Here is a 25,295-nt window from a genome sequence, read left to right as displayed (position 1 = left end):
CCGGGACGCGTGGGCCACGTGGGGCTCAGGAGGCGTCAGCGACGCCCACAGGGGCCTTCTGGGGGCCTGATGGCCCCAGGGTCCGCTCCGGTCCGCCGGGCGCTCAGCGCAGTTCGGCCGGCGGGGTCCGCTTCGCGTCCACCTTCTCCGTCCGGACCAGCTCGCCCCACACGATGTACCGGTACTTCGAGGTGTAGACCGGCGTGCAGGTGGTGAGCGTGATGTACCGGCCGGGGGCGGTCTTCCCCGAGTCCTTGGGGACCGCGTTGATCACGTCGGTGTTGTACTTCGAGGTCTGGCGCAGCTCCGCGAAGACCTTGTAGACGTACCAGGTGTCGCGGGTCTCGAAGACGATCGCGTCGCCGTTCTTCACCTTGTCGATGTTGTGGAACTTCGCCCCGTGGCCGTCCCGGTGCGCGGCCAGCGCGAAGTTGCCCTTCTCGTCCCACGGCAGCGCCGACTTCACCGGCTCCGTGTAGTAGCCGGCCACGCCGTCGTCGAGGGTGTCCGGGTCGGTCCCCGCCTTGACGAGCACCTCGCCGTTCCTCATCGCCGGTACGTGCAGGAAGCCGGCCCCTCCCCGGGTGTCCAGCGCCCCGGGCCCCGCGGCCTGCTCGGGGGCCTGCCACTGCTGGCGGATCTCGTCGCCGCGCGCCGACGCCTGCCGGTCCGCGAGCACGTTCGTCCACCAGAGCGAGTAGGCCACGAACAGGCCCAGCACCAGGCCCACGGTGATCAGGACCTCGCCCAGCAGACTCAGGAATCCGGCGAGCACACTGCGGTTGCCGGCGGGCGGGGCCGCGGCGCGGCGGCGGGCACGAGACACTGCTGATTCGTCCTTAACTGGTCAGCGCGGGCGGCGGACCCTGGCTGCGGGGGCGTTCCTCGGTCATCCTGCCCCATACGATCATCCGGTAGGTGCTGGTGAACTCCGGGGTGCAGGTGGTCAGCGTGATGTACCGGCCCTCGGATGTGAATCCCGACCCCTCCGGCACGGGCTTGATCACCGCCACGTTCGTCGGCGGTGTCTGCGCGAGCGACGAGGTCGTCTCGTACGTGTAGTAGGCGTCCCGGGTCTCGACCACGACGGGGTCCCCGGGCACCAGCCGGTTGATGTAGCGGAACGGCTCGCCGTGGGTGTTGCGGTGTCCGGCGACCGCGAAGTTGCCCTGCTTGTCGGCGGGCATCGCCGTCTTCAGCGCGCCTTCGCCGTAGTGCCCGACCATGCCCTTGTCCAGCACCTTGGGCTTGCTGATGCCTTCCGCCACCGGGACCTTCACGTCCAGCTTCGGGATGTGGAGGATCGCGAAGCCCTGGCCGGGTTCGAAGGCCGTCACGGGTGGTGCGGCGGCCCCGGAGGTGCCGGGGTCCCGCTCCCAGGTCTGGCGCAGGGAGCCGGCGGCGCCGTTCGCCACCCGCTCGGCCAGCAGGTTCGTGTACCAGAGCTGGTAGGCGACGAACAGCAGCATCACCAGGCCCAGCGTGATGAACAGCTCTCCGCCCAGCCTGCTCGCGATGACCACCGGGCCGCCCGAGGCCGGCCGCCTGCGCCGCCGGCCGCCCCGCCTGCGGCTGCGCCGGGCGGCCTGTTTCGCGGCCTCCTGAGCGGCCCTGCGTCGCGCGGCCCGGCCCTGCGTGGGCGCGGACGGCGCGACCGCGGTCACGCGACGGCCTTGCCCACCACCGGGGCCAGCCCCGCCGAGCGCTCCACGGCACCCGCGTCACCACACCGCACCAGCCAGTTGGCGAGCATCCGGTGGCCCCATTCGGTCAGCACGGACTCGGGGTGGAACTGCACGCCCTCCACGTCGTGCTCCCGGTGGCGCAGGCCCATGATGATCCCGTCCTCGGTCCGCGCCGTGACCTCCAGCGCGTCCGGCAGGGTCGCGGGCTCGGCGGCGAGGGAGTGGTAGCGGGTCGCGGTGAACGGCGACGGCAGTCCTTCGAACACGCCGAGCCCCTCGTGGATCACGGGTGAGGTCTTGCCGTGCAGCAGCTCGGGGGCCCGGCCCACGACGCCTCCGTAGGCGACCGCCATCGACTGCATGCCGAGGCACACGCCGAAGACGGGGACGGCCGTGCGCGCGCAGTGGCGGACCATGTCGATGCAGACGCCCGCCTCCTCCGGCGTACCGGGGCCGGGGGACAGCAGCACGCCGTCGAAGCCGTCCTGTGCGTGCGAGAGCTCGACCTCGTCGTTGCGCAGCACCTCGCATTCGGCACCGAGCTGGTAGAGGTACTGGACCAGGTTGAAGACAAAGCTGTCGTAGTTGTCCACAACCAGAATGCGCGCGCTCACGGAGTGGCTCCCGATCCCTCGTCCACCGTCACATCGTTGAACGGAAGAAGCGGCTCGGCCCACGGGAAGACGTACTGGAACAGCACGAAGACCACCGCGAGGACCAGTACGAGCGAGATCAGCGCGCGTACCCACGCGTTTCCGGGCAGGTGCCGCCAGATCCAGCCGTACATGCCGCCTGATTCCTTTTCGTCCACGTTCGTTCAACGCACCGCGGGGGCGGTACGCGAACAGACTAAAGGCAGCGGCCCGAAAGGGTGGGTCACCCGGACAAACCCTCCGGACGCCCCTGGGACACGGGGAGGGTCCCGGTCAGCTCCGCCCAGACGACCAGCCGGTGGCTGTGACCCCATTCCGGATCGCAGGTCGTCAGCGTCAGATAGCGGCCGGGTGCCCGGAACGGTGACTTCTCCGGGACCGGGTCGACCACGGCGACGTCGGTGGGCACGGTGCGCAGGGGCGCGGAGCGGAGCGTGTACGTGTACCAGGTGCCCGCGTCCTTGAGGATCACCTCGTCGCCCGGGCGCAGCCGCGGGAAGTCCTTGAAGGGGTCCCCGTAGGTGCGCCGGTGGCCGGCCACCGAGAAGTTCCCGACGGCGCCGAGGGGGGCGGTGGCGGCGTAGTGGCCGAGCCCCTTCTTCAGCAGTTCGGGGTCGGTTCCCTCCAGGACGGGCTTGACCCAGTCCGGGCCGAAGCGCGGGACGTACATCTCGGCGAAGGCCCGGCCGGCGGGGTGGCGCTCGGGCTGCGCGGGCGGCGGCGGGGGCGCCGACGGGGTCTGCGCGGGTGCCGGCGCCGGCGACGTGGCGGGGGCCGCGGCCGGGGCGGCCGCCCAGTGGTCGCGCATCCGGTCCATCTCCCCGGCCATGGCCCGGTCGGCCTTGACCCCGGTCCACAGCAGGACGTAGGCGACGAAGAGCAGGATCACGGTGCCCGCGGTCAGGCACACCTCGCTGAACGTCCGTACCACCAGGCGCAGTACGACGTCAGGACGGACCCGATCACGGGGTGGGCGCCACCGGCTTCGCATAGTGGAGGTCCACTGTGCCGGAGTAGCCGGGAAGTGTCAGCGCCTTGTGCTCGTCCACTTTCCAGCCGAGCCCGTACGCGTTCACGTACAGCTGGTAGTTCTGCAGGGCCGGAGAGGCGGCGAGGGCCTTCTTCAACGCGCCCGGGTCGCCGACCGCCGAGATCTTGTACGGCGGCGAGTAGACCCGGCCCTGGAGGATCAGGGTGTTGCCCACGCAGCGCACCGCGCTGGTGGAGATCAGCCGCTGGTCCATGACCTGGATGCCCTGGGCACCGCCGTGCCAGAGGGCGTTGACCACGGCCTGCAGGTCCTGCTGGTGGATCACCAGGTCGTTGGGCTGCGGCTCGGGCACGTTGGGGATGCGGGCGGTGGCGTTCGGCGGGGCGTCGTTCAGGGTGACGGTCAGGCCCTTGCCGGTCAGTTCCTCGGTGCCGGAGGCGGCGCGCAGGGCGGCCAGCCTGGCGTCCTCGGCCTTGGTGCTGCCGTCGTCACGCTCGGCGAGGGCGTCCACCCGGCCGCGTACGGCCGCGGTGCTCTGCTCCAGCGCGGCGTTGTCCTGGCTGCGCTCCTGGATGAGGTCCGACAGCTTCAGGAGCGAGGCGTCCGTCCGGATGTTCGTACCCTTGGAGGTGTTGAAACTGGTGACGAAGAGCAGCCCGGCCAGGGCGAAGACGGCGGCCGTCAGCAGCCGGACCGGCCTGGCCCGGCGACGGGGACCCGCGGAGGAGTCGTCTGAATTGCTCAACGTACCCTTCTCCTTCAACGCCACAGGTCCACTACGCTAACGGACGCCCGGGGCAGGCAAGGTCCCCAGCGCATCGACAGGAGAGCCCCTCGTGCCGAAGTCACGTATCCGCAAGAAGGACGACTACACGCCGCCGCCGACCCGGCAGCCGCAGAGCATCCGGCTCACGAATCGCAGCTGGGTCGCCCCGGTCATGCTGGCGTTCTTCCTGATCGGACTCGCGTGGATCGTCATTTTCTACGTGACCGAGACCCAGCTGCCGATCGAGGCTCTGGGCAATTGGAACATTGTAGTCGGTTTCGGCTTTATCGCTGCCGGATTCGGCGTATCCACGCAGTGGAAGTAGCACCCGACAGCCCCTGATGGAAGCTCTCCCCATGAGTTATCCACAGCGTCATCCACACCTGAGGAAAAGACAGAAGATCTGTGGATAACTCTGTGGAGAGTTGACGCCGGTGTGATCAGGTGAGTTCCGCGGTGCGGATCAGAATCACCATCGCGACCAGCAGGAAAACCACCGCGCAGGTGCCCCACTGGACGAGTGCGCGATGGCGGCCGGCAGGCGGCATGAGCATGCCCAGACCCACCAGCGCTCCGGTGACCAGGCCGCCCACGTGGGCCTGCCAGGACACCGTGAGCGCGCCCCCGAGCGGTACGAAGGTCAGCACCAGCATCAGCACGACCATGACGATCACCGGCCGCATCTCGTACCGCAGCCGCTTCGCCAGCACGACGGTGGCGCCGAGCAGGCCGAAGACTGCGCCCGAGGCGCCGAGGGTCGGCACGTACGGCTCGCTCAGCAGATAGACGAGCGCGCTGCCGCCGAGGCCCGAGAGCAGGAAGACCGCGAGATAGCGGACCCGGCCCAGCGCCGCCTCCAGCGGGCCGCCGATCACCCACAGGGCGATCATGTTGCTGATGATGTGCCACCACTGGACGTGCAGGAACACCGAGGTCAGCAGCCGGTGGTACTCGCCCGTGGCGACCCCGTGGACCGGGCCGCCGAGGTACTCCCGGTACCGGCCGCCGATCAGCTCCAGCTGGACGGCGAGCGCCGGGTCGGCGAGCGCCGCCAGGAACACCAGGACGTTGATCCCGATGAGGATCTTGGTGACCAGGTGGGGATCGGCGGCGACCACCCCGCCCGCGACGGTGCGCGGCGCGTTCGCGGTCGGGTGGTGCCCGGTGCCGGAGCCCGCGCGGACGCACTCGGGACACTGGAAGCCGACCGAGGCACTGATCATGCACTCGGGGCAGATGGGGCGCTCGCAGCGGGTGCAGCTGATCCCCGTGTCGCGGTCCGGGTGGCGGTAGCAGCCCGGCAGACGGTCGGTGTCCATCGGTTCCCTAGGTCAGCGGCGGGGCAGGGGGGCGCCCCGCCGGTCCGGTACGTATCCAGTACGGACGGGCGGGGCCGAAAGGTTCCCGGCGTCAGCGCCGCTCGACGACCACGGACTGGATGATCACGTCGTCCAGGGGGCGCTCGGTGCGCGGGTTGGTGGCGCCGCCGGCGATGGCCTGCACGACCTTCTGGCTGGCCGGGTCGGTGACCTCGCCGAAGATGGTGTGCTTGCGCGTCAGCCAGGCGGTGGGCGCGACGGTGATGAAGAACTGCGAGCCGTTGGTGCCCGGGCCCGCGTTGGCCATGGCGAGCAGGAACGGCTTGGTGAAGGCCAGGTCGGGGTGGAACTCGTCCGCGAACCGGTAGCCGGGGCCGCCGGTGCCGTTGCCGAGCGGGTCGCCGCCCTGGATCATGAAGCCGCTGATGACACGGTGGAAGACGGTGCCGTCGTACAGCGGGTCCGTGGTCTTCTGGCCGTCGGTGGGGCGGGTCCATTCCCGGGCGCCCGTGGCGAGCTCGACGAAGTTCCGCACGGTCTTCGGAGCGAAGTTCTCCAGCAGCTCGATCTCGATGTCGCCGTGGGTCGTCTTCAGGGTGGCGTAGAGCTTCTCGGCCACGGATCTGCCTTCCATAGTCATCACTGTCGGTCCAGATGGTCGCACGGAGCGCTCCGCGGCACTGAAATCCTCCACCCGTATGCCCTGTCACGCATGCCCGTCAGCGATATGGCAGGCATGATCCGACAAAGGGTGGAAAGGTGAACTGTGTCCGCCACCGAGGAGGAGGATCCCGTGACCGGCAAGGAGAGCATGCGCCTGGCAGCCGAGAGCGCCAGGGAGAGTGTGCGGCACGCGACGGAAGTGGTGGCACCGTACGCGGAATCCGCCAGGGAAGCCGCGGTGCACTACGCCCAGGAAGCGAACGAGCGGCTGGCACCCAAGATGTCGTACGCGGCGACCAGCGCCGCCCAGCACGCCCGTACGACCTACGACTGCCATCTGCAACCCCGGCTCAAGGCGGCGCGGGCCCATGTGCCGCCCCCCGTCGACCGGGCGGCGACACAGGCGCGCCAGGCGGCGCGGCAGGCCGCCGAATACACCCAGCCGAAGATCGAGAGCGCGATCGCGGCCGCCACTCCGGTGGCCGAGGAGGCCGCGTCCCGGTCGACGGCGGCCCTCGCGGCGCTGCGCGGCCAGGTGACGGCCAAGGAAGTACAGAAGCTCGTACGGCGCCGCGAGCGGCACGCGCGCAACGGGAAGATCCTGCGCGGTGTCGCACTGGTCGGCGTACTGGCGTGCGCCGCCTACGCGGTGTGGCGGTGGTGGGACCAGCAGTCGAATCCGGACTGGCTCGTCGAACCGCCGACGGCCACCGAGCTGTCGGCGCGCGACGCGGCGCCGACCGCCTTCGACGAGGAGCTGGCGGAGAAGGAGCGCGAGGCCGAGTCGGGCCCCGACGACAAGCAGCTCTGATCGGCGCACGCGAAGGGGCCCGGATCCCGGTGACGGGATCCGGGCCCCTTCCGCGTCCGCGGGGCGTCAGCCGGGGAGGGTGAGGACCGTGCCGGGGCGGATGAGGTCGGGGTTGGCGCCGACGGCACCCCGGTTCATCGCGTAGAGCTCACGCCAGCGGGCCTCGTTGCCGAGCTCGTGACGGGCGATCGCGGGGAGCGAGTCGCCGGCCTTGACGGTGTACGTGCGCTTCTTGGCGGTGGACCCGGGCCCCCGCGTCGGGGCCGCCGGTACCGCCTTGTGCGCGGCCGAGTGCGGGGTGGGCGTGTGCATGGCGCCCGGCGCGGCGGCGGCGGAGGCCGAGGGCTTCGGCATCACGGTCGGCTTGGGGGCGGCGGGCACGGCCTTGTGCGCGGCGGACGTGGGGGTCGGGGTCGGGGTCGCGGGGACGTGCCTGGGCGGCGCGGCCGCCGCCATGCGCTCGGCGGTGGCCCGGGTGGCCGAGGCGGCGTCGGCCGCCGAACCCGAAGGGGGCCTCCTGCCCTCGCCCGCCTGCTGCTGCACCTGGTCCGCCGCCTTCTCGGCGGCGTCGTGCGCCTTCTTCTTGTCGGACTTCAGGAAGTCGAAGAGTCCCATGTCTGTACGCCTCCGGCGTGATGCTGCCCCCCGGGATCGGTACCTCCTTCCACTGTCCTGCACCGGGCGCCCCGCGGCCCTGCGACGGAGCCGTCCGGGGGACGCGCGCACCAGGTCAGGGCCCGGAAGGGAACGTGTCGGGAAGGGACCGGGAAGGCCCGGCGCCACCATCGTGGGACACGATGGAGGAGATTTCTGTGATCATCAGACAGGCTGCGGAGCGGGTAGTGCTGGTCAGGCCCGGACCCGGGCTCGTGAGCGCCGCGGTCGTGGCGGGCCTGGACGTCTGGGTGGTGTCCGATCCCGTACCCCGCCCACCGGACGCGCGGCTTCCCGCGGAGCTGCCCCCGCAGCGGCTCCTGCGCGTGGACTTCGAGGACCCGGACGCGCTGCGCGCCCTGCTGACGGACACGGTCGCCGAACACGGGATCGGGCAGATCCTCTACCTCTCGAGCGATCTCGAAAGGGGTCTCGGCAGCGGAGCCGCGGCCGCCGCCGAGGAGGTGCTGCGGGAGTTGTCCGACAGCCGCGGGAAGCCGGCCCGCGGGCTGCCGGACGCGTTGACGATCCGGCGGATCCTCAACGAGAGCCGGACCTCCGCGGTACGTGCCGAGGAGGCCCGCTCCATCACGGAGGCGTGCTCGCTGGCGGAGGAATTCCCCCTGCCCGTGGTCATCAAGTCGGCCGACAAGTCCGGGTGTTGGTGGACCGTTCCGGTGCACGACCGGCCCGCACTGGCCCGGTGGGCCGAACAGGCGGTCACCGCCCGGCACTCGGCTCCCTATCTCGTCGAAGAGCTCTTGACGGGAGCGAAGTTCAGGGTGGAGACGCTGACCGTCGACGGTATGCACCTGGTCGCGGACATCGCTCCCGAGGGAACGGCGGCGCCGCTCCACGACGCGGAGCAGGCCGGGATCCGCGCGACGGTACGGGCCCTGCTGGATCTGGCCGGGTACGAATCGGGCACCACGCGGACGGACGTGCTGGTCAGCGCGCGGGGCTCGCGTATCGCGGCGGCCACGGAACCGGACCGGGAACGGCACGGTACCGGCCGTTCCCGCGCCACGGTCACGAGCGGTATCGAGAGGGGAACGGACCGGTAAGGGCTGCGGCCAGTCTTTGTCTTGTCGAGAGCGGCCACCGCAGCACACGGGAGCCGCACCGGGTACACACCAGGGGGTTCCACACATGCGCAGCAAGCTGGCTGGACTGATCGGGATCATCGCGGCAGCTCTGGCGATCGGAGTCGGTGTGACGGTCAGCAGCCCGGTGGACGCCGGCCAGCCCTCCGGCTACCAGGTGCTGGCGGACGACAAGGGTCCGGGTGTCGCCTCCCCGGCCCCGACCCCGGTCCCGTCCCCCCGGTAGACCCGCCGCCCGCCCCGTACGGGGAAGTGCCCCGCACCGGGTTCCGGTGCGGGGCACTTCCCCGTGCGCGCTCAGTACGTCCGGCGGTGCGCCGGCAGGCTCATGAAGGCGAATAACTCCTCGGCGGCCGCGCGGTGTCCGGCCGCGGCCGGGGCGTCCCCGAGCGCCTCGGCCGCACGGGCCATGCCCACCAGTCCGGACGCCTCCTCGGCACGGAAGCTCATCGGCTCCGCGATCTTGTGGGCGTGTGCGTGCAGGGCCAGGGCCACCTCGTGCTCCCCCCACAGCAGGTGGAGCCGGCCGAGGACGTTCTCGACCTTCGCGAGCCGGATCGGCGCGCCGCTGGTGCGGCCGAGGACCAGGGAGCGCTCGGCGAACGCGCGCGCCTGAGGCCCGTCGCCCCGCTCGTGCGCGACCTGCGCGGACAGCGCGAGCAGCAGGGCGACGTCGCCGGGCGATCTGGTCTCGTCGCACAAGTCGCGGGCGCGCTTGAGACTGGCGTCCGCGTCCGCGAACTCGCCGAGGCCCACCTGCGCGAAGGCCAGATCGGTCAGGGCCACGATCTCGTTGCCGCGGTAGCCGAGGCCGCGGTCGATCTCGATCGCCCGGCGGGCGGCGGCGGCCGCCTCCGGATAGCGCCCCCACCTCTCGTACAGCGTGCTGAGGGTCGTCAGACTCTCCGACTCCGCCCGCAGATTGCCCAGTTCGCGGGCCACGGCCACGGACCGCTCCAGGAGCGGGAGGGCCTCCCCGTACCTCCCGAGCATCGACATCAGCAGCCCGAGGGTCGATTCGCTGTGCGCCTCGGTGTGCCGGTCCCCGGCGCGGATCGCCGTGTCGCGCGCCTCCGCGGCCACCTCCAGCCCTTCCTCGAAGCGGCCCAGCTTCCAGCAGGCCGCGCCCAGATTGGCCAGGCTGATGCCGAGAAGCGCCGGATCGTCGAGCCGGCGGGCGGCGGCCACCGCGAGGTGCCCGACGCTCCAGAACTCGTCGAGCTGTCCGTGCGTGTGCAGGTGGAAGCCCACATTGCGGCTCAGGCAGGCCGCGTACCGGTCGTGGCCGCACCGCTCGGCGAGCGACACGGCCGCCAGCAGTCCGGCCTGCTCGCGGTCGAACCACCGCACGGCCTGCTCGGCGTCCCTGAGGGACGGAAGTTCGCCCTGGTAGGGCGCGATGCCGGTGGGCCGGCGCTCCCGCCCCGGGAAGAGCACTTCACAGGCCTTGTTCGACGCCGTCAGGTAGTAGCCGAGCAGCCGCTCGACCGCCGCCGCGTCGTCGTCCGCCGTCGCCGGCCCCCGCAGGCTCTGGGCGAAACTGCGCACCAGGTCGTGGAAGGTGTAGAGGCCGATGTCGGGCTGCTGGACCAGGTGGACGTCGAGCAGGAATTCCAGGGCGTCCTCGGCGTCCCGGACGGTCGTGCCGAGGAGCGCCGCTGCCGAATGGACGTCCGTCCCGGCGCACGGGTACAGGCTGAGGATGCGGAACGCTGTCCGGTACTCCTCGTCCATCGCCAGGTACGACAGCCGGAGGGTCGCCGCGACGCTGCGCTCTCCCGAACTCAGCTCGTCCATCCGGCGTTTCTCGTCGCGCAGCCGCTCGACCAGATAACGCACCGTCCAGCGCGGCCTGTTGCGCAGCCGGGCGGTCGCTATCCGCAGCGCCAGCGGCAGGTGCCCGCACAGCTCGGCCAGTTCGGCGGAGGCCGCCGGCTCGGCGGCCACCCGGGTGGTACCGAGGGTCTCCGCCATCAGGCTGGTGCTGTCCTCGGGTTCCATCATCCCGATGGACACCCACTCGACGCCGTCGAGGTCCAGCAGCCGCCCGCGGCTGGTGATCAGGGCGAGACAGCCGGGCGAGGCCGGCAGCAGGGGCCTGATCTGCGCCGCGTCGACCGCGTTGTCGAACAGGAGCAGCATCCGGCGGCCGTCCAGCTTCGACCGCCACAGGGCGGTGCGCCCCTCCAGGTCCTCGGGAATCCGGTCGCCCGGGGTACCGAGGGTCCGCAGCAGGCTGTCGAGCGCGGCGGTGGGCGTCACGGGCTCCCGGCCCGGGGTGAATCCGTGCAGGTCTATGTGGAGCTGCCCGTCGGGATACCGGTCGGCCAGCCGGTGCGCGGCGCGCACGGCCAAGGTGGTCTTGCCCATCCCGCCCATGCCGTCGATGGCCACGATCCGGGCGTAGCGCTCGCTGCCCCGGCCCTCGTCCTGCACGAAGTCGAAGAGCTCGGCCAGTTCCTTGGCGCGTCCGGTGAAGTCCGGCAGGTCGTTCGGCAGGGTGCACGGGGCGTCGGCCGGCCCGGTGCGCGTTCCCGGCTCCCCTTCCCGGTCCGGTTCCGTGCCGGCCGGGGCCTGGGGCGCCGCGCCCTGTGGCACCGCGGCCCGGGGCCCGGCCGGATCGGACAGCGGCTCCACGGGGGCCGCCGGCCCGGACGCCGGGCGTACGGGCGCCACGGTCACCGGCGCCGGCCGTTCGGGCGCGGCCAGCTCGGGGCTGTCCCGCAGGATCGCCTCGTACAGCCTGGCCAGCCGGGGGCCCGGGTCGATCCCGAGCTCTTCCACGAGCAGCTCGCGGACCTCTCCGTACTCCCTGAGCGCCTCGGCCTGCCGCCCGGAGCGGTACAGGGCGAGCATCAGCTGGCCGCGCAGCGTCTCCCGCAGCGGGTGCTGGGTGATCAGCGCACGCAGGCCCGGGATGAGCTCACCGCTCTCGCCCAGTGCGAGGCACAGGTCGAAGAACTGCTCGGCGGCGGCCAGCCGGCGCTCGTCCAGCGCGGTCGCCGCGGCCTCGATCACCGGTCCGCCGGTGCCGGACAGGACCGGTCCCCGCCACAGCGCGAGGGCGGCCCGCAGCGCCTCGGCGGCCGCGGCCTGCCCGCCTTCCCGCAGTGCCTGGCCCGCCGCCCTGGTCAGGGCGTCGAACTCCAGGAGGTCGACTTGGTCGTCCGCCACCACCACGCGGTATCCCGGCCCGTCGGTGGCGATCACCTCGGTGCCGGTGGGTATGCGCCGCCGCAGGTCGGCGACGGCCTTGCGGACCTGGTGCGCCGCGGTCACCGGCGGGTCCTTCTCCCAGGTCGCCTCGACGAGGCGGGCCACGGGCACCACCCGGCCGGCTTCGAGCAGCAGGACGCACAGGACCCGTTCCTGGATCGCTCCCCCCAGCCTCAGCCGTACTTCTCCGAACCATCCCTCAAGCGATCCGAGCACGTTGAAGCGCAGCCTGCCCCCCGCAGGATCCACGCTTCGTCTCTCCCCGGACTCCGCATCCGCCCCCGGCATCGGACATCCACCCCCAAAGAACAAGGCCCCTGGCCAGGCCATGTCAACCGGATCATAGGGGTTCCTCCTAGCAGGCGGTAAGCATCCGGTAGCAGATCAGGAAGGCCGACACGGACAGTTCATGGGCGGCCCGGAGCAGGCAGCACACGGAGCGAGTACCGAAGGAGCAGGCTGTGGGAAGACTGGAGAGACCACTGGCCCCCGATGCCGGACCAGTCACCGCGTTCGCCCGGGAGTTGCGCAGGCTGCGGACCGCGGCCGGCAGTCCCGGCTACCGCGACATGGCCACCCGGGCCATGTTCTCCGCGTCCGTGCTCTCCGACGCGGCCGCCGGCTACCGCCTCCCGACGCTGCAGGTGGCCCTCGCCTTCGCCGAGGCCTGCGGCGGTGACCGCGCCACCTGGGAGCGCCGCTGGCACGAGGCGGCACGGGCCGACGGGGACGACGGAACCGCCCGTCCGGCGGTCAAAGCCGTGCAGCAGCACCAGGAGAACGAGCTGCGCGCGGCCGACGTACGCGCCGTGCTGCCGCCCCCCTCACAGCTGCCGATGGAGGCTCATCCCCTGGTGGGACGGCGTGAGCTGCTGCAGCGGGCGCGGGCCCTGACCGCCCCCTCGTACGGCGGGCAGCGCCCCGCGGCGCCCTTGGTGATCAGCGGTCAGGTGGGTGTGGGCAAGACGGCCTTCGCCCTGCGGCTCGCCCACGAACTCGCCGTGAACCTGCCCGACGGGCAGCTCTACGCGAACCTCGACCCGGCCGCCGACGGCCGCAAGGACGCCGCCGGAATCGCGGGCGGTTTCCTGGAGGCACTCGGCATCCCCGCCGACCGGATCCCGAACGATCCCGGTCAGAGAATTGGCCTGTACCGGTCGCTCCTGAACCGGCGGCGGCTGCTGGTGGTGCTGGACGGCGTGCAGCACGAGCGGCAGATCCGGGAACTCCTCATCGCGGCGCCCGAGAGCCGCATCATCATCACCAGCCGATCGCGTCTACTGGGCCTCGACGGAATTGGCCGGATCCGGCTCCCCGCACTGGACCGCGACGAGTCCATGGAGCTGCTCGCGCAGCTTCTCGGCGGCGACCGGGTCGGTACCGAGCCGCGCGCCTGCCTGCGCCTCGCCGACGCCTGCGGGGACCTGCCGCTGGCGCTCAACCTGGCCGGCCGGCGCATCGCGGCCCGCCCCGAATGGATGCTCCAGGACTCCGTGTCCGAGCTGCTCGGGGACGGTCCGGGCGGGCCGGGCGGCCACGACGGGCGCGCCGGGCAGCGGGCATCCGGCCGCTTCCTGGCCCGGCTGCAGATCGGCGACGACGCGCTGAGCAACCGCCTCGACAGCGCCTACCGGCTGCTGACCCCGTGGGCGCGGCTGATGCTGCGCCAGTTCGCCGGCTCCGACAACCCGCCCTCCGTGGACAACGTGGTGTACGAGTCGGCGGACGCGCTCGCCATGCTGGTCGAGCGGTCCGCGCAGCCGGTGGAGGACCTCCTCGAACGGCTCCTCGACGCGGGGCTGCTCGACCACTCCGACCTGCCGGGGCAGTACGGGCTGACGCCGATGGCCCGGGCGTACGCGCTGACCCAGCCCGACCCGACGGAGGAGGACCCGGCGGCCGCGCCCGCACCCGCTGCGGCGCGGGGCCAGGCGCACGTGCGGCAGCCGAGGTAGGCCGCCTCAGGCCGCGTGGGTGATCGTGACGTAGAGGTGTTCGTCGAGGATCTTGGCGAGGGACACCCCGGGCCGGCCGATCTCGGCGCACAGGGCCGCCTCGCCGAGACCGCCGCCCTGCTCCAGCACCGTACGCGCCCAGCTCCGGCCGAGCTCCAGGTGGCGGGCGAAGGCGGCCCCGTCCCGGACCCCGTGCAGCCGCTGCGCGATCGCCGCGTCCCACGGCATGACCGACTCGGGCCGCAGTGCGTACAGGGCCTTGGCCGCGGCGGTCGGGCCGAGGCTGCGGCGGCCGATCGGCAGCGCCGCCAGCTCCTCGTAGGCGGCGGCGAACCGGGAGATCTCCCGCGGGGTGAGCCGGGCCAGCGGTGCGTGCGCCAGGCTGTGCCGCCCCCACCATGCGGCGAGCCCCGCGCCGAAGGTGTCGGGCTCGCCCTCGCGCGGGTAACGGATGCGGCAGCCCCAGGAGTTCAGCCAGCGGTGCAGGGCGCTGCGGTGTGCGGCGAGGGAGAGGTCGAGGGCGCCGCCGGTCTCCTCGCGCAGCGCCTGCCAGCTGCGGTCCACGCCCGCGAAGCCGTTGAACACCTCTGCCGAGGACCTCAGTTCGGCCAGGGACGGCGCGGGCGGGAGCGGCGGCGCGGCCGGCGGGTCCAGGTGGGCGCGGGCGACCTTGGCGGGCACCACCATCCGCCAGGCCTCGGTGACCAGCTCCGTCAGCTCGTCGACGTCCAGGGCCGCCAGGCGCGCCTGCGCCCAGTGGAAGCGCAGATCGGACTCCCGGGGCAGGAAGAACTTCTCCGGCTCGGCGGCCACCAGCGCCGACCGCTCCTCCTTGGGGAAGGCGAAGCCGAGTTCGCTCTCGTCCCGGGACAGGGCGAGGTAGACGATCCTGCCGATCCGGAACTTCACCCGGTCCCGGATCAGGTGCTCCTCGGTCCTCGGCAGGCCCATCGCGAGCCGCCGTACGTCGTCCACCGTCGCCATGGCACGCTCCTTGCTCATCCGGCCGCCGCTCACAGTCCCGCGAGCTGCGGGGTGTGGACGTCCAGCGGTGGCCCGTCGAGCGCCCCGAGGCCGATCGGCGACGGACTCCTGCCGGTCATCCGGTCGGCCAGCGACCGCGCGATGAGCGGCGCGAACTTGAAGGATGTGCCACCGCAGGCCGCGTACGCGAATCCCGCGCCGCCCAGGGCGACCAGCAGCGGGCCGCCCGTCGGCGAGAAGGCCGAGTAGTAGGCGTCCTTGGCCGCGGTGACCCAGGCCGGTCCGAAGCCGGGGAGGATGTCCCCGAACTCCTTCTCCAGCTTGCGCTGCCAGTACGGGTCGGTGGCGTAGTCGGTGATCGCGTCCACCGCCCGGCAGGCGGTGGCCGAAGTCAGCTTGAGTGCCGTGCCCGCCACCGGCGGGATCAGCCAGGCTCCGCCCTCGGTGCCCAGGGCCGGTATGGCCGGAGTGGCCGCCCAGGCCTGCGACTGCTGCCGGGGCACCCGGCAGTAGAGGAGGGACTGCCGGTACAGGGTCAGCCGCTCGGCGATGCTCGGCGGCAGCAGGTCCCGGGACCAGGGGCCCACGGCCACCAGCACCGCGTCGCTGTGCAGCACCTGCCCGTCCACCAGCCGTACGCTGCCGCTCTCGCCGTCGACGGCGGTCACGGCCCGGTGCTCGATCAGCTCGATGCCCCGCTGCCACTTCAGCCAGCCGACGCAGGCGGCGAGGACCCGTTCGGCGAGCAGTACGCCCGCCTCGTCCTCCAGTACCGCGCCGAGGCCGCCGCCCACGTGCAGGTGCGGATAGCGGTCGGCCAGGCCGGCCGCCGTCAGTTCCCTGGCGTGGCCGCCGGCGTCGGCGAGCATGGCCGCCGCGTCCGTCGCGGCCGCGGGCGGCAGGACGGTCAGCGAACCGACCTGCTCGTAGAACCGCGTCAGGAACAGTTCCTCCAGTTCGACCCAGCGGCGGTGCGCACGCAGTGCGGCCGCCGTGGTCCGCGGGTCCGCCGGGTGCAGGGCCCGCAGGATCCGGTGCTGGTCGAAAGAGGTGGCTCTGCTGTGCGGGATGGGGCCCTGGTCCACGACCGTGACCCGGTGTCCGTCGAGCACGCACTCGACCGCCGTGAGCAGGGCGATCACTCCGCCGCCCACTACTGTCACCCTCGTCGACATCACACACCTCCCTTCAGTTTTCGTTGAGCCGACGGGTCAGCTGTCGAGGACGATCGTGGTCAGAGCGGCCGCCTTGGCGAGGGACTCCTCGCAGCTCGGGAAGTCGTCCCCGGCGCAGATCAGGTTGGCGTACCGGCTGAGGTAGCCCTCGGGCGGCAGCAGCAGCCTCACCCCGGGCGCCACCATCACGTTCGTCTCCAGCAGCCCCGGTACGTCCGAGGGGGCGGGTACGTCGACCGAGCGGACCGTGCCGTTCTCCGGCGGGTACAGGAAGCGGATCCCGACGGTGCGGGACTCGGCCGGGGTCCACTCGGGGCGGACGCCGGCGGCCAGCTCCGCGGCCAGCTCCCCGGGCTCCACGCCGGTGGCGAGGCTGCCGAGGTAGGGGATGAGGTCGCCGCCGAGACGGGCGTTCACCTCGATGATCACCGGGCCGCGGGTGGTGAGTTTGACCTCCGTGTGCGTGATCCCGTAGCCGATGCCCAGTTCCCGGTGGGCGTCGCGGAGGATGCCGAGCAGTTCCTCGTCGGCGAGCAGCGGGTCGGTGGCGCTGACCACGTGGCCGGTCTCCTCGAAGTAGGGCGCGAGGCCCACTTCCTTGTGCGCGAGGAAGAGCGGGCTCCAGGCGCCGTCGAAGACCACGCCGTCGATGCTGATCTCGGGGCCCATGACGCACTCCTCGACCAGCGCGCCGCCCTCGTAGTCGCTGTTCCCGCCGCGGCCGGCGGCGTCGGCGACCTCGAAGGCCGCGCGCACCGCCTCCGGGCCGTCGACGCGGATGACGCCGATGCTCGCGCCCATGCCGCGGGGCTTGAGGACGACCGGGTAGCCGAAGGAGTCGGCCGCGGCGAGGGCCGCCTCGGCGTCGGTCACGTAGGCGAAGTGGGGCTGGGGCAGTCCGGCGGCGGTCAGCAGCTGCCGGGTGTTGTGCTTGTTGCGGCAGTTGTCGGCGCCGCGGGAGGTCAGGCCCGGCAGTCCGAGCCGCTCGGCGATCAGGGCGCAGGTCACCACGAGCGTCTCGTCGTAGCTGAACACGCCGACCACGCGGTGCTCGGCGGCCACCGCCTCGGCCGCCTCGATCAGGCCCTGCGTGTCGGGCACCAGGCGTTCGCGGTCGAGCAGTTCCACCGTGGTGGAGCCGAGCACGTACTGCTCCTGCCAGGTCGGGTCCACCGCGTCCAGGATCCAGATCGGGCGGCGCCGGGCGGCCCCGGCGAGCAGGTACTCGCGGTAGGCGCGCTGTCCGCTGCCGACCAGGATCACCACGCCGTCATCGGTCTTCTTGGCGTCGTCCGTCATCTTCGTCACCTCGCGGAGTGGGTCAGGACCCGGTCGCCGGCCGTCGCGATCGCCGCGAGCTGCGGCTGGGCGATGGCCAGGTAGTCGGGGGTGGACAGGGCCACGGAGCGGTCCAGGCGGGCCGCGTTGAAGTAGATCTCTTCGGTGAGGATCAGGCCCTCGTCGACGACGAGGTGCAGATCGGGGTGGAAGCTCAGCGGCATCACCGTGCCGCAGACGCTGCCGGCCAGGCGCTCGGCGATCTCGGGCGTGGCGAACGCCGTCCGCCCGCCGCCGAACAGCGCGCCGACCGCCTCCAGGTCGACCTGCCGGTCGCCGGGAACCACCGCGAGCACGTACTTGCCGACCCGCTTGGTGATGCTCACGCGGACGACGATGCACTTGGCGGCCTGCTCCAGCGGGTGGCCGCGCAGGACGCTCGCCAGATCGGTCCGGCCCTCGGCCACATGGTCGATCAGCCGGTAGCGGGCCTGATTGCTGTCGAGGAGGCCGATCAGTCGCTGGTACATCAGAGCACCTCGCCGACGTAGTGCCAGTCCTCGGGGTTGATCAGTCCGAAGGGGTTGATCGGAGCCACGCCCTTCAGGTTGTTGGCCACTTCCAGCAGGCGGAAGGGGAAGTTGGGCATCCAGATGACCGGGACCTGCTGCGCGATGTAGTCCTGGTAGGCGTACAGGTCCTCCAGGTCGTCGCTGACCACGGTGCGGGCGATCAGCTCGTCCGCCTTCGGGTCGCTGTAGCTGCCGAAGTTCACGGAGGAGCCGGTCGAGTACAGCGCCTCGCCGGTCGGGTAGAAGCCGGGTCCGTAGCCCCAGCCGCCGTTCCAGTCGCTGAACTCCCACAGGCAGGGGCTGTCGGGGCCCGGGGTGCAGGTGGTGTCCTCCAGGACCAGGACGCTCGCCTCGACCTCGCTCAGCACGATCTCGATGCCCGCCTCGGCGGCGTCGGCGGCGAACTTGCGCATGACCGCGGTCAGGGTCTCGTGCCCCTGGGCGTAGCGCATCGAGAACCGCAGCGGGGTGCCGGCCGGGATGCCCTCGCCCGCCTCCCCGGGCCCGGTGCCTTCGCGGACGCAGAGCGCCGGGGTGGTGCTGGTGTCCCAGCCGTTCTCCGTCAGGAAGGCGCGGGCCTTCTCGACGTCGAAGGGGTACGGGTCCTCGTGCGCGGCGGGTGAGAGCAGCGGGCTGTCCGGCAGGGCCGGGATGGGCCCGGTGGTCGGGTAGCCGTAGCCCTTGTAGACGTCGCGGATGGCGCCCCGGGAGTCGAGGCAGGACTGCAGTGCCTGGCGGAAGTAGAGCTGCTTGAAGATCTTTCCGGAGACGGTGGGGTTGTTGAAGTTGATCGGGAAGTAATGGATTTTGTAAGTGAGCTGGGGGACGAGGTCGTAGTGCTCGCCGAGCGGGTTGGGCCCGCCGACCAGCGGGTCCTCGGCCGGCTCGGTGACCTCGTCGAAGGGCAGGAAGCCGATCTGCACACCGTCCAGGGCCTCGGGCCCGCGGCGGAGCATCTCGTACTGCTCGGTGTCCGAGCCGGTGGGCACCAGGCGGAACTCGTCGAGGTAGGGCTTGTTGGGGCCGGAGTAGCTCTCGTTGGGCACCAGGACGCATTCGCCCGAAGTCCCGTCGATCGTGTAACTGCTCAGCTTCCAAGGCCCGTTGACCACGCTCCAGACGGGGCTGGTGTCCCAGCTCTTGCGCTCGTCGTTGCAGGCCCGCAGGTAGGCGTAGACGGCGGAGGCCTGGGCCGGGTCGTGGGTGGCGTCGGCCGGCCGGTCGTCGGCGGTGCGGTCCCAGGCCTTCGGCAGCGGGGTGATGGTGCTGAACTGGTTCATCAGCACCCAGTTGTGCGAGTAGGCGCGGTCGAAGGTGAAGCTGACCTTGTCCTCGGCGACCTTCTCGTAGCCGGTCAGGTTGTCCGGGAAGAAGCCCGGCGTGTACCCGCCGAAGCTGTCCTTCTCGGCCTCCAGGAGGTGCATCCACAGCATCACGTTGTCGGCGTCGACCGTCTCGCCGTTCGACCACTTGTACGGCTTGACCGTGATCGTCGCCGTGCGGCCGTCCTCGCTCCACTCGGGGGGCTCGGCGAGGCTGCGCTCGTAGTCGACCGTCGGCTGGCCGCCGGTGCCGTACCAGTACAGCGGCCGGTACATCAGCGTCTGGAACTCGTGCAGGTTGGCCACCCCGTAGTACTCGCCCGGGGTGAACGGGAAGATGAAGACCGGGCTGAAACCGCTGGTGCAGGCCCAGGTCACGCTGCCCCCGCGGAGCGGGGTGGTGGGCGGGGTCATGTCCTTACCTCCTCCAGTGCGGATTCACCGCTGTCCGAGTGGGCTCCGTAGCGCTCCCAGCGCTCGTTGAGCCGGATCCGTCCGTCGTCCAGGAACTCGGGGGTGCTCCAGCACCGTCCTGCGACCACCTCGCCGTCCGCGAGGACCATCGTGTAGGCGAATTCGAGGTTCCCGTCGGGCTCCACGCGCCCGTTCAGCGAGCCCCTGCGGACGGGCCCTCCGTCGAAATCGGCCCAGAGCAGGTCGCCGTCCTGGCGGTAGTGGCCGACGGGTGCGTCCTCGCCCGCCGGGTAACCGGTGTTGCGGAAACTCCTGCCGTCGTAATCGATCACGGGCGTCGTATCTCCTGAGTGATGCATTTGACCGCGCCACCGGCCTTCAGCAGTTCGGACATGTCCACGCCGTGCACCTCGAAGCCGCGTTCGCGCAGCTGGTCGATCAGATGCGTGGCGGTCTCCGTCACCACCACGTTCAGTCCGTCGCTCACCGCGTTCAGGCCGAAGGCATCGGCGTCCTCGCGGGTGGCGAGGATCGCGTCCGGGTACAGCCGGCGCAGCGCGTCCTGGCTCTCTTCGGAGAAGGCGGCGGGGTAGTACGCCACCAGGTCCTCGTCGAGGACGAACAGCGCGGTGTCCAGGTGGTAGAAGCGGGGGTCGGTCAGGGTCAGTCCGACCACCGGCAGGCCGAAGAACTCACGGAGCTCCTCGTGCGCGCCGGGGTCGCTGCGGAATCCCGCGCCGGCCAGGATCCGCCGGCCGGCGGGGGCGAAGTCGCCCTCGCCCTCGTTGACGTACCGCGGGACCCGGATGTCGGTGTAGCCGCGGGCCTCGAACCAGGCCCGGTGGGCGTCGGCCTCGGCCGCGCGCTCCTGGTGGCGGAACTTCGCGATGAGCACCTTGCCGTCGACCACGGTGGCTCCGTTGGCGGAGAACACCATGTCCGGCAGGCCCGGCACCGGGTCGATGTAGGAGACCTCGTGCCCGAACCCGAGGTAGAGGTCCCGGATCCGCTCCCACTGGGCGAGCGCCAGGTCGGCGTCCATGGGCTTCTCGGGGTTCATCCACGGGTTGATCGCGTAGGTCACCTCGAAGTGGGTCGGCCGGCACATCAGGTAGTGCCGCCTGGTGGCCGTACGCCGCGGGGTCTCAGCCATGCTCCGGCCTCATCTCGGTGCGGATGCGGCCGGCCGCGACGTGCGCGGTGGTCAGCGCCTCGGTCAGGGAGGTGCCGGTGGCACCGATGAAACCGAGGATGTTGTTGCCCGCCGGCGGGCGCTTGATGACGGTCCCCGGCGTGGCCGTGATCTTGAGGAAGAACAGCGCGGGGTCCTCGGCGACCTCGGTCGGCACCTCGATGGACTCGACCGTTCCCGCCCCGCTGATCAGGCACATCGCGGCGGTGTGCACCCCGGTCGGCGCGTAGTGCGAGACATCGGGCCGCAGGCCGCGCGCCACGTCCGACACGCACCGGATGGGGTCGTGGCCGGCGCTGATCCGCGCCATGTGGTCGAGACCGCCGCCGCCGGGACGGATCGCTATCTCCAGGATGAAGGGCGCCCCCTGGTGGAACCTCACCTCGGCGTGCAGCACGGACCGGCGCAGCCCCTGGGCGTGGGCCGCGTCGCGGACCACCTCGTGGACCGCGGCGATCTGCTCGGGGGTCAGGGAGCTCGGCGCGTGGTGGACGTCGTCGTCGAAGGTCCCGCTCTCGACCGTGATCCGGTCCACGATGGAGCCGAGGTACACCTCGTCGTCCCAGGCCAGCGCCTCGATGAGGTGCTCGTGGCCGTCGAGGTAGCCCTCGACGATGATCCCGTTCGGGCCGAGGTCCAGTCCGTCGGCCTCCATCAGCGCCCAGGTCATGGTCTCGATGCCCGAGGTGGCGTCCGCGAAGCGGGCCCGCATCTCCTCGGGGTCGTCGACCTTGAACACGAAGTTGCTGGCGGCGCCCAGGGTGGGCTTGAGGATCAGCGGGTAGCCGAGTTCCTCACCGGCCGTCAGGGCGGCCTCGACGTCGGGGGCGTAGCGGAAGCCGGGGTGCGCGGCGCCGCCGCGCTCGTGGGCCTGGCGCATCAGCAGCTTGTTGCGGCTGGTCCGGGCGGCTTCGAAGCCGATGCTCGGCAGTCCGAGCGCCTCGGCGACGACCGCCACAGTGACGACCCCGGACTCCGAGAAGGTCAGGACCCCCTCGAACTCCTCCTCCGCGTGCCAGATCTTGGCGGCGGTGACGATGTCCTCGATCTGCTTGGAGCCGGCGATCCGGTAGCGCTCCGCGGGCCAGAAGTCCTCGGTGCCTATGCCGTTGAGTACGTGGACCTCGGCCCCGAGGGCCTCGATCTGCTGGTAGCGGGAGATGTAGTAGGTGGCGTTCTGGCTGGCCTCGATGGCGAGCAGCTTCATCTGTGCTCCTCCCCTCAGACCTTGGCCGGGACGGGCTCGGCAGCGGCTTCGGCGGGCTCTGCGGCGGGCTCGGACACGATCTCGGCGGCGGCAGCGGCCTCGGCGGCGGCAGCGGCCTCGGCGGCGGCGACCTCGCGGTCGTGCTTGCGCAGCGAGACGATGGTGAGCGAGGCGATGACGACGACCAGGGCGGAGAGGGCGTAGAAGCCGTTCTTCACGTTGGTGGAGTCGACCAGGAGCGAGATCAGGACGACGGCGGTGGTGCCGGCCGCGAGGCCGAAGGCGTTGGTGGCGCCGAAGACGAAGCCCGTCTTCTCCTCGGGTGCCGCGCTCATCAGGGCGGTACGGGCCGAGATGCGGGCCACGCAGAAGGCGATGGCGGCGAAGGGGATGACGGCCATCATCGCGTAGAGGTGGACGGACTCCAGGGACAGCAGCACCGCGAAGGCGAGGTAGCCGATCAGCGCCGTCTTCAGCACGGTGGCCTTGGAACTGATCTTCTTGAAGGCCCAGGCCGCGAACAGCGCACCGATGCCGAACAGGGCGTCCACGATGCCGAGGTAGCCGGCGTTGGACTTGAAGCCGTCGATGACCAGGACCAGCATGATGCTGTTGCCGACGATGATGACGATGTTGCCGATGATGTAGAGCAGCGCGAGACGGGCCAGCGGCGGGCGGGAGCCGGACGCGGCGGCCTTGGCTGCCGCGGCCGCCTTGGCGGCGGCCTCCGGGGAGCTGGTGCCCTGGCCGGCCGGACGGCGGCCGATGAAGAACAGCAGGGCGGCGGAGAGCAGGAACGTGATCGCGTTGAAGTAGAAGAGCGACGTCGTGCCGACCCAGACGATCACCCAGCCGCCGAGGGCCGCCGAGGCGAGCGTGCCGGCCTGGATGGCGATCTCGGCGTTGCCGTTGAACTGGGCGAGCCGGGACTCCGGGATGCGCTCCTTGATCAGGGCGTTGCTGGCGGGGAAGAACAGGGCGGCGGAGATCGACAGGATGAAGCTGGCGACGTAGCTGACGGTCGAGGGGTTGCCGCCGAGGGCCAGCCAGACCGGCAGGCCGATCGCGGCGGCCGCGCTGGCCAGGTCGGAGATCATCGCCAGGGTGCGGCGGTCGAAGCGGTCGGCGAGCTTGCCGAAGAAGAGGGACAGCGCCACCTGCGGGATGGTGACGGCGATCATCAGCCAGCTGACCGCGAGCATGGTGTTGGCCTCGGTGAAGACCAGGTACGAGGCGGCGGTGAGCTGGATGCCGTTGCCGAGGTTGGTGATGAAGGTCGCGGGGATGAGCAGTCGTTCTGCCCGATTGGGACGGGGCGGGGCGATCGTGGACACAGTGCTCCTCGGAGGTCAGGCTCGGATGTCGGCCGGCTCGGCCATGGGCGCGAAGGCCCCGACCTCGGTCGACAGGAGGGGGAGTCGCAGCGGAGCGACGGGGTCGGCCGGGAAGGCGCCGGCCGGCAGGCTCAGATCGGCGCCGGCCCGCTCGGCACGGGCCGCGAGGTCGACGAGCAGCGGAGCGGCGCACGCGGTCAGCGTCCGGACGGCGAGGACCAGGTCGCCCAGGTCGCTCGGGACGCCCGCGTCCACCCGGTCCGCCTGGTTCAGCAGCCGGTCGAGGTGCACGACGATCAGGTCCGCGGCCCGGTGGAGGCTGAAGCTCTCCAGCTCGTAGTGGGAGCGGAACCGCTCGACGACGATCCCCGCCTCCCGGGCACCGGTCTCGGAGACCGGCAGCAGTGCGTCCGCCCCGACGCCCGCGAGGAGCGCGTCCAGCCGGCCCGCGAGGTGGTTCCACGGATCGACCAGCCGGGAGCTCGACAGGCTGTCGAGCGCCTCACGGCTGAAGTTGGTCCGGGAGTGCTCCGGCGCGGTCAGCGCCAGGTAGAAGCGCACCAGGTCACGCGGTACCTCGGCCACCAGATCGGCGGCCCACACCACGTGGCCTTTGCTTGTCGAGAACTTCTGGTTCTCCAGTTCGTAGAACTCGTTCGACACGATGGCGTGCGGCTCGACGTACCGGTCGCCGTGCGCCATCAGCAGGGCCAGGTGCGTCATTCCCCAGAAGTAGACGTTGTCGAATCCGAGGAAGTACACGAGGTCGATGCCGTGCTCGGACAGCCAGTGCTCGTCGAAGCGGTCGGTGTGCTCACCGAGCTGCTCGGCCGCGTACCAGGTGCAGTACATCGAGGCGGCCATGCCCTCGGCCCAGGCGTTGAGGACCTGGCCCGGCGTCTCGGTGAACGGCGCCGGGATGCCCCACGCGGTCGGGTAGGTGATCGGGAAGTCCGGCAGCGGGCGGTCCAGCGCCTCCCGGACGAGCTGCGCGGTGTGCGGGCGCAGCACGTCCCGGTGCCGGACGTAGTAGTCGGCGAGCCTGTCCCGGTACTCCTCCATCGGCAGTACGAGGATCTGCGCCTCGCGGTGCGTGACCACGGCGTCCGGGTCGACGGTGGAGCGGGGCCGCAGCAGTTCGTCGAAGTTGTTGGGGTGTCCGCAGGACTCGCAGAGTCCGCCGCGGCTCTCCACGAGGCACACCGGGCAGTCGCCGGCGACCAGGCCCTCCATCAGGTACTCGCCGGTGGCCTCGACGTACGGCAGCAGCACCGTCTTGAGGCGGAACGCCCCCTCGCTGTGGAGGTCGGTGACGAAGTCGATGACGGTCTGGCGGTAGCCCTTGTCGAAGGGGGCGAAGCCGTCGACGGAGACGCCGGCCGCCTCCAGGGTGGCGCGGATCTGGGTGGCGGAGCGCAGGGCCAGCTCCTCCGGGGTCAGACCGGCACGGGCGGCGCTGGCCACCACGTAGGTCTGGCTGTCGTCGGTACCGCTGGTGAAGATCACCGGCCGGTCCGACGCCCGGAGATAGCGTGCGTACACGTCGCCCGCCAGGTAGGGGCCCGCCAGGTGCCCGGTGTGCAGGTCCCCGTTCGGGGTGGGCGGCGGCGCGATGATGACCGTACGGCGTGTCATGCCTGGACTCCTTGGTGGCGAGCTGCGAACCGCTGGGTCATGTCGAGGTCCCACCAGACGCTGTACATCTCGAAGTCCTCGTCGGACTCGTTGATCACCCGGTGGTCGGAGCCCGGGGTGAAGTGCACGATGTCCCCGGTCGTGAAGGGCTTGCGGACGCCCTGCGACTCCAGGACGGCGGTGCCGGCGACGGCGATGAAGATCTCGTACTCGTGGTGGGCGTGGGCGGTCGATGCGGTGCCGGGGCGGATCACGCACCAGGACCCCTCGAACGGGGCGTTGAGCTCGGGCCAGGGCAGCAGCCGCTGCGCGTCCAGGCCGTTCTCGTGCGTCAGTCCTTCGCGGTCGAGTGGCTGGGTGAGCATG

At 71.4% G+C, this 25,295-nt stretch carries 25 protein-coding genes and 1 pseudogene; 5 read left to right on the top strand and 21 right to left on the bottom strand.

The genetic code is table 11. The features are described from left to right. Positions 1-103: 103 nt before the first annotated feature. From JYK04_RS22160 to JYK04_RS22135, 6 genes and pseudogenes are all read right to left on the bottom strand, one after another. A complete protein-coding gene (locus JYK04_RS22160) occupies positions 104-826 on the bottom strand; it encodes a class E sortase (RefSeq protein WP_189738129.1) in 723 nt (240 codons plus the stop codon). Between the two features lie 13 nt (positions 827-839). Beyond that, positions 840-1,511: pseudogene (locus JYK04_RS22155) on the bottom strand (class E sortase); the annotation flags it as partial. A 149-nt stretch (positions 1,512-1,660) separates the two neighbouring features. Then, complete coding sequence (locus tag JYK04_RS22150; RefSeq protein ID WP_189738123.1) at positions 1,661-2,299, bottom strand: aminodeoxychorismate/anthranilate synthase component II; 639 nt, start codon at positions 2,297-2,299, stop codon at positions 1,661-1,663. Beyond that, positions 2,296-2,472 (bottom strand): hypothetical protein, encoded by a 177-nt coding sequence (locus JYK04_RS22145; protein WP_030011120.1) that lies wholly within the window; start codon positions 2,470-2,472, stop codon positions 2,296-2,298. The genes JYK04_RS22150 and JYK04_RS22145 overlap by 4 nt, the downstream gene beginning before the upstream one ends. An 89-nt stretch (positions 2,473-2,561) precedes the next feature. Further along, positions 2,562-3,329 carry a class E sortase gene (locus tag JYK04_RS22140; protein WP_189738119.1) on the bottom strand — a complete coding sequence of 256 codons (768 nt, stop codon included), beginning with the start codon at positions 3,327-3,329 and terminating at the stop codon, positions 2,562-2,564. Beyond that, positions 3,301-4,074, bottom strand: a complete 774-nt coding sequence (locus JYK04_RS22135) for a DUF881 domain-containing protein (protein WP_189738116.1) — start codon at positions 4,072-4,074, stop codon at positions 3,301-3,303. The genes JYK04_RS22140 and JYK04_RS22135 overlap by 29 nt, the downstream gene beginning before the upstream one ends. 91 nt (positions 4,075-4,165) lie before the next feature. Between JYK04_RS22135 and crgA the strand changes: the two genes are divergently transcribed. Further along, positions 4,166-4,420: a cell division protein CrgA gene (gene crgA, locus JYK04_RS22130; protein WP_189738114.1), complete on the top strand. Its 255-nt coding sequence runs from the start codon at positions 4,166-4,168 to the stop codon at positions 4,418-4,420. Positions 4,421-4,535: 115 nt separating this feature from the next. Here crgA and JYK04_RS22125 read toward each other — a convergent pair whose 3' ends face one another. Then, positions 4,536-5,414 (bottom strand): rhomboid family intramembrane serine protease, encoded by an 879-nt coding sequence (locus tag JYK04_RS22125; RefSeq protein ID WP_189738111.1) that lies wholly within the window; start codon positions 5,412-5,414, stop codon positions 4,536-4,538. Between the two features lie 91 nt (positions 5,415-5,505). After that, positions 5,506-6,033 carry a peptidylprolyl isomerase gene (locus JYK04_RS22120; protein WP_272933169.1) on the bottom strand — a complete coding sequence of 176 codons (528 nt, stop codon included), beginning with the start codon at positions 6,031-6,033 and terminating at the stop codon, positions 5,506-5,508. A 147-nt stretch (positions 6,034-6,180) separates the two neighbouring features. On the opposite strand from JYK04_RS22120, the gene JYK04_RS22115 reads away from it, so the two are divergent. After that, on the top strand, positions 6,181-6,888 hold the full coding sequence (locus tag JYK04_RS22115) for a DUF5324 family protein (RefSeq protein ID WP_229875361.1): 708 nt from the start codon (positions 6,181-6,183) through the stop codon (positions 6,886-6,888). A gap of 66 nt (positions 6,889-6,954) precedes the next feature. Here the strand turns inward: JYK04_RS22115 and JYK04_RS41325 are convergent, their stop codons facing one another. Further along, positions 6,955-7,503, bottom strand: coding sequence for a LysM peptidoglycan-binding domain-containing protein (locus tag JYK04_RS41325; protein ID WP_189738105.1), 549 nt, complete (start codon positions 7,501-7,503; stop codon positions 6,955-6,957). A gap of 197 nt (positions 7,504-7,700) precedes the next feature. Between JYK04_RS41325 and JYK04_RS22105 the strand changes: the two genes are divergently transcribed. After that, a complete protein-coding gene (locus JYK04_RS22105; protein WP_189738102.1) occupies positions 7,701-8,606 on the top strand; it encodes an ATP-grasp domain-containing protein in 906 nt (301 codons plus the stop codon). A gap of 85 nt (positions 8,607-8,691) precedes the next feature. Continuing rightward, complete coding sequence (locus JYK04_RS22100) at positions 8,692-8,871, top strand: hypothetical protein (protein ID WP_189738099.1); 180 nt, start codon at positions 8,692-8,694, stop codon at positions 8,869-8,871. A 71-nt stretch (positions 8,872-8,942) separates the two neighbouring features. Here the strand turns inward: JYK04_RS22100 and JYK04_RS22095 are convergent, their stop codons facing one another. Further along, a complete protein-coding gene (locus JYK04_RS22095; RefSeq protein ID WP_189738096.1) occupies positions 8,943-12,149 on the bottom strand; it encodes an AfsR/SARP family transcriptional regulator in 3,207 nt (1,068 codons plus the stop codon). Positions 12,150-12,322: 173 nt separating this feature from the next. On the opposite strand from JYK04_RS22095, the gene JYK04_RS22090 reads away from it, so the two are divergent. After that, positions 12,323-13,816 carry an NB-ARC domain-containing protein gene (locus JYK04_RS22090; RefSeq protein WP_189738093.1) on the top strand — a complete coding sequence of 498 codons (1,494 nt, stop codon included), beginning with the start codon at positions 12,323-12,325 and terminating at the stop codon, positions 13,814-13,816. A 6-nt stretch (positions 13,817-13,822) separates the two neighbouring features. On the opposite strand, the gene JYK04_RS22085 is transcribed toward JYK04_RS22090, so the two are convergent. The 11 genes from JYK04_RS22085 to JYK04_RS22035 are packed head-to-tail and all read right to left on the bottom strand — an operon-like array spanning position 13,823 to position 25,294. Beyond that, a complete protein-coding gene (locus JYK04_RS22085; RefSeq protein ID WP_189738090.1) occupies positions 13,823-14,800 on the bottom strand; it encodes an MmcQ/YjbR family DNA-binding protein in 978 nt (325 codons plus the stop codon). A 29-nt stretch (positions 14,801-14,829) separates the two neighbouring features. Beyond that, positions 14,830-15,975 carry an NAD(P)/FAD-dependent oxidoreductase gene (locus JYK04_RS22080; RefSeq protein WP_189738087.1) on the bottom strand — a complete coding sequence of 382 codons (1,146 nt, stop codon included), beginning with the start codon at positions 15,973-15,975 and terminating at the stop codon, positions 14,830-14,832. 36 nt (positions 15,976-16,011) lie between these two features. Next, the gene (locus JYK04_RS22075) at positions 16,012-17,274 is read right to left on the bottom strand and encodes an ATP-grasp domain-containing protein (protein ID WP_189738084.1); all 1,263 of its coding nucleotides are present in this window, start codon (positions 17,272-17,274) and stop codon (positions 16,012-16,014) included. A 5-nt stretch (positions 17,275-17,279) separates the two neighbouring features. Then, positions 17,280-17,783 carry a YbaK/EbsC family protein gene (locus JYK04_RS22070; RefSeq protein WP_189738080.1) on the bottom strand — a complete coding sequence of 168 codons (504 nt, stop codon included), beginning with the start codon at positions 17,781-17,783 and terminating at the stop codon, positions 17,280-17,282. Further along, the gene (locus tag JYK04_RS22065; RefSeq protein WP_189738077.1) at positions 17,783-19,561 is read right to left on the bottom strand and encodes an ABC transporter substrate-binding protein; all 1,779 of its coding nucleotides are present in this window, start codon (positions 19,559-19,561) and stop codon (positions 17,783-17,785) included. The genes JYK04_RS22070 and JYK04_RS22065 overlap by 1 nt, the downstream gene beginning before the upstream one ends. Continuing rightward, positions 19,558-19,893 (bottom strand): avidin-fold protein, encoded by a 336-nt coding sequence (locus JYK04_RS22060; protein ID WP_189738075.1) that lies wholly within the window; start codon positions 19,891-19,893, stop codon positions 19,558-19,560. Before JYK04_RS22060 ends, JYK04_RS22065 begins: the two co-directional genes overlap by 4 nt. Further along, positions 19,890-20,714, bottom strand: a complete 825-nt coding sequence (ddaH, locus tag JYK04_RS22055; RefSeq protein ID WP_189738072.1) for a dimethylargininase — start codon at positions 20,712-20,714, stop codon at positions 19,890-19,892. The genes JYK04_RS22060 and ddaH overlap by 4 nt, the downstream gene beginning before the upstream one ends. Further along, positions 20,707-21,960, bottom strand: a complete 1,254-nt coding sequence (locus tag JYK04_RS22050; RefSeq protein WP_189738069.1) for an ATP-grasp domain-containing protein — start codon at positions 21,958-21,960, stop codon at positions 20,707-20,709. Before JYK04_RS22050 ends, ddaH begins: the two co-directional genes overlap by 8 nt. Before the next feature lie 14 nt (positions 21,961-21,974). Then, positions 21,975-23,294 (bottom strand): MFS transporter, encoded by a 1,320-nt coding sequence (locus tag JYK04_RS22045; RefSeq protein WP_189738066.1) that lies wholly within the window; start codon positions 23,292-23,294, stop codon positions 21,975-21,977. A gap of 15 nt (positions 23,295-23,309) precedes the next feature. Further along, on the bottom strand, positions 23,310-24,929 hold the full coding sequence (locus tag JYK04_RS22040; RefSeq protein WP_189738063.1) for a class I tRNA ligase family protein: 1,620 nt from the start codon (positions 24,927-24,929) through the stop codon (positions 23,310-23,312). Beyond that, a complete protein-coding gene (locus JYK04_RS22035; RefSeq protein ID WP_189738060.1) occupies positions 24,926-25,294 on the bottom strand; it encodes a cupin domain-containing protein in 369 nt (122 codons plus the stop codon). The genes JYK04_RS22040 and JYK04_RS22035 overlap by 4 nt, the downstream gene beginning before the upstream one ends. Position 25,295 lies beyond the last annotated feature (1 nt).

It is taken from the genome of Streptomyces nojiriensis, assembly GCF_017639205.1.
In the GTDB taxonomy this organism is placed as follows: Bacteria; Actinomycetota; Actinomycetes; order Streptomycetales; family Streptomycetaceae; genus Streptomyces; species Streptomyces nojiriensis.
This window is presented reverse-complemented; position numbering and strand designations above follow the sequence as displayed.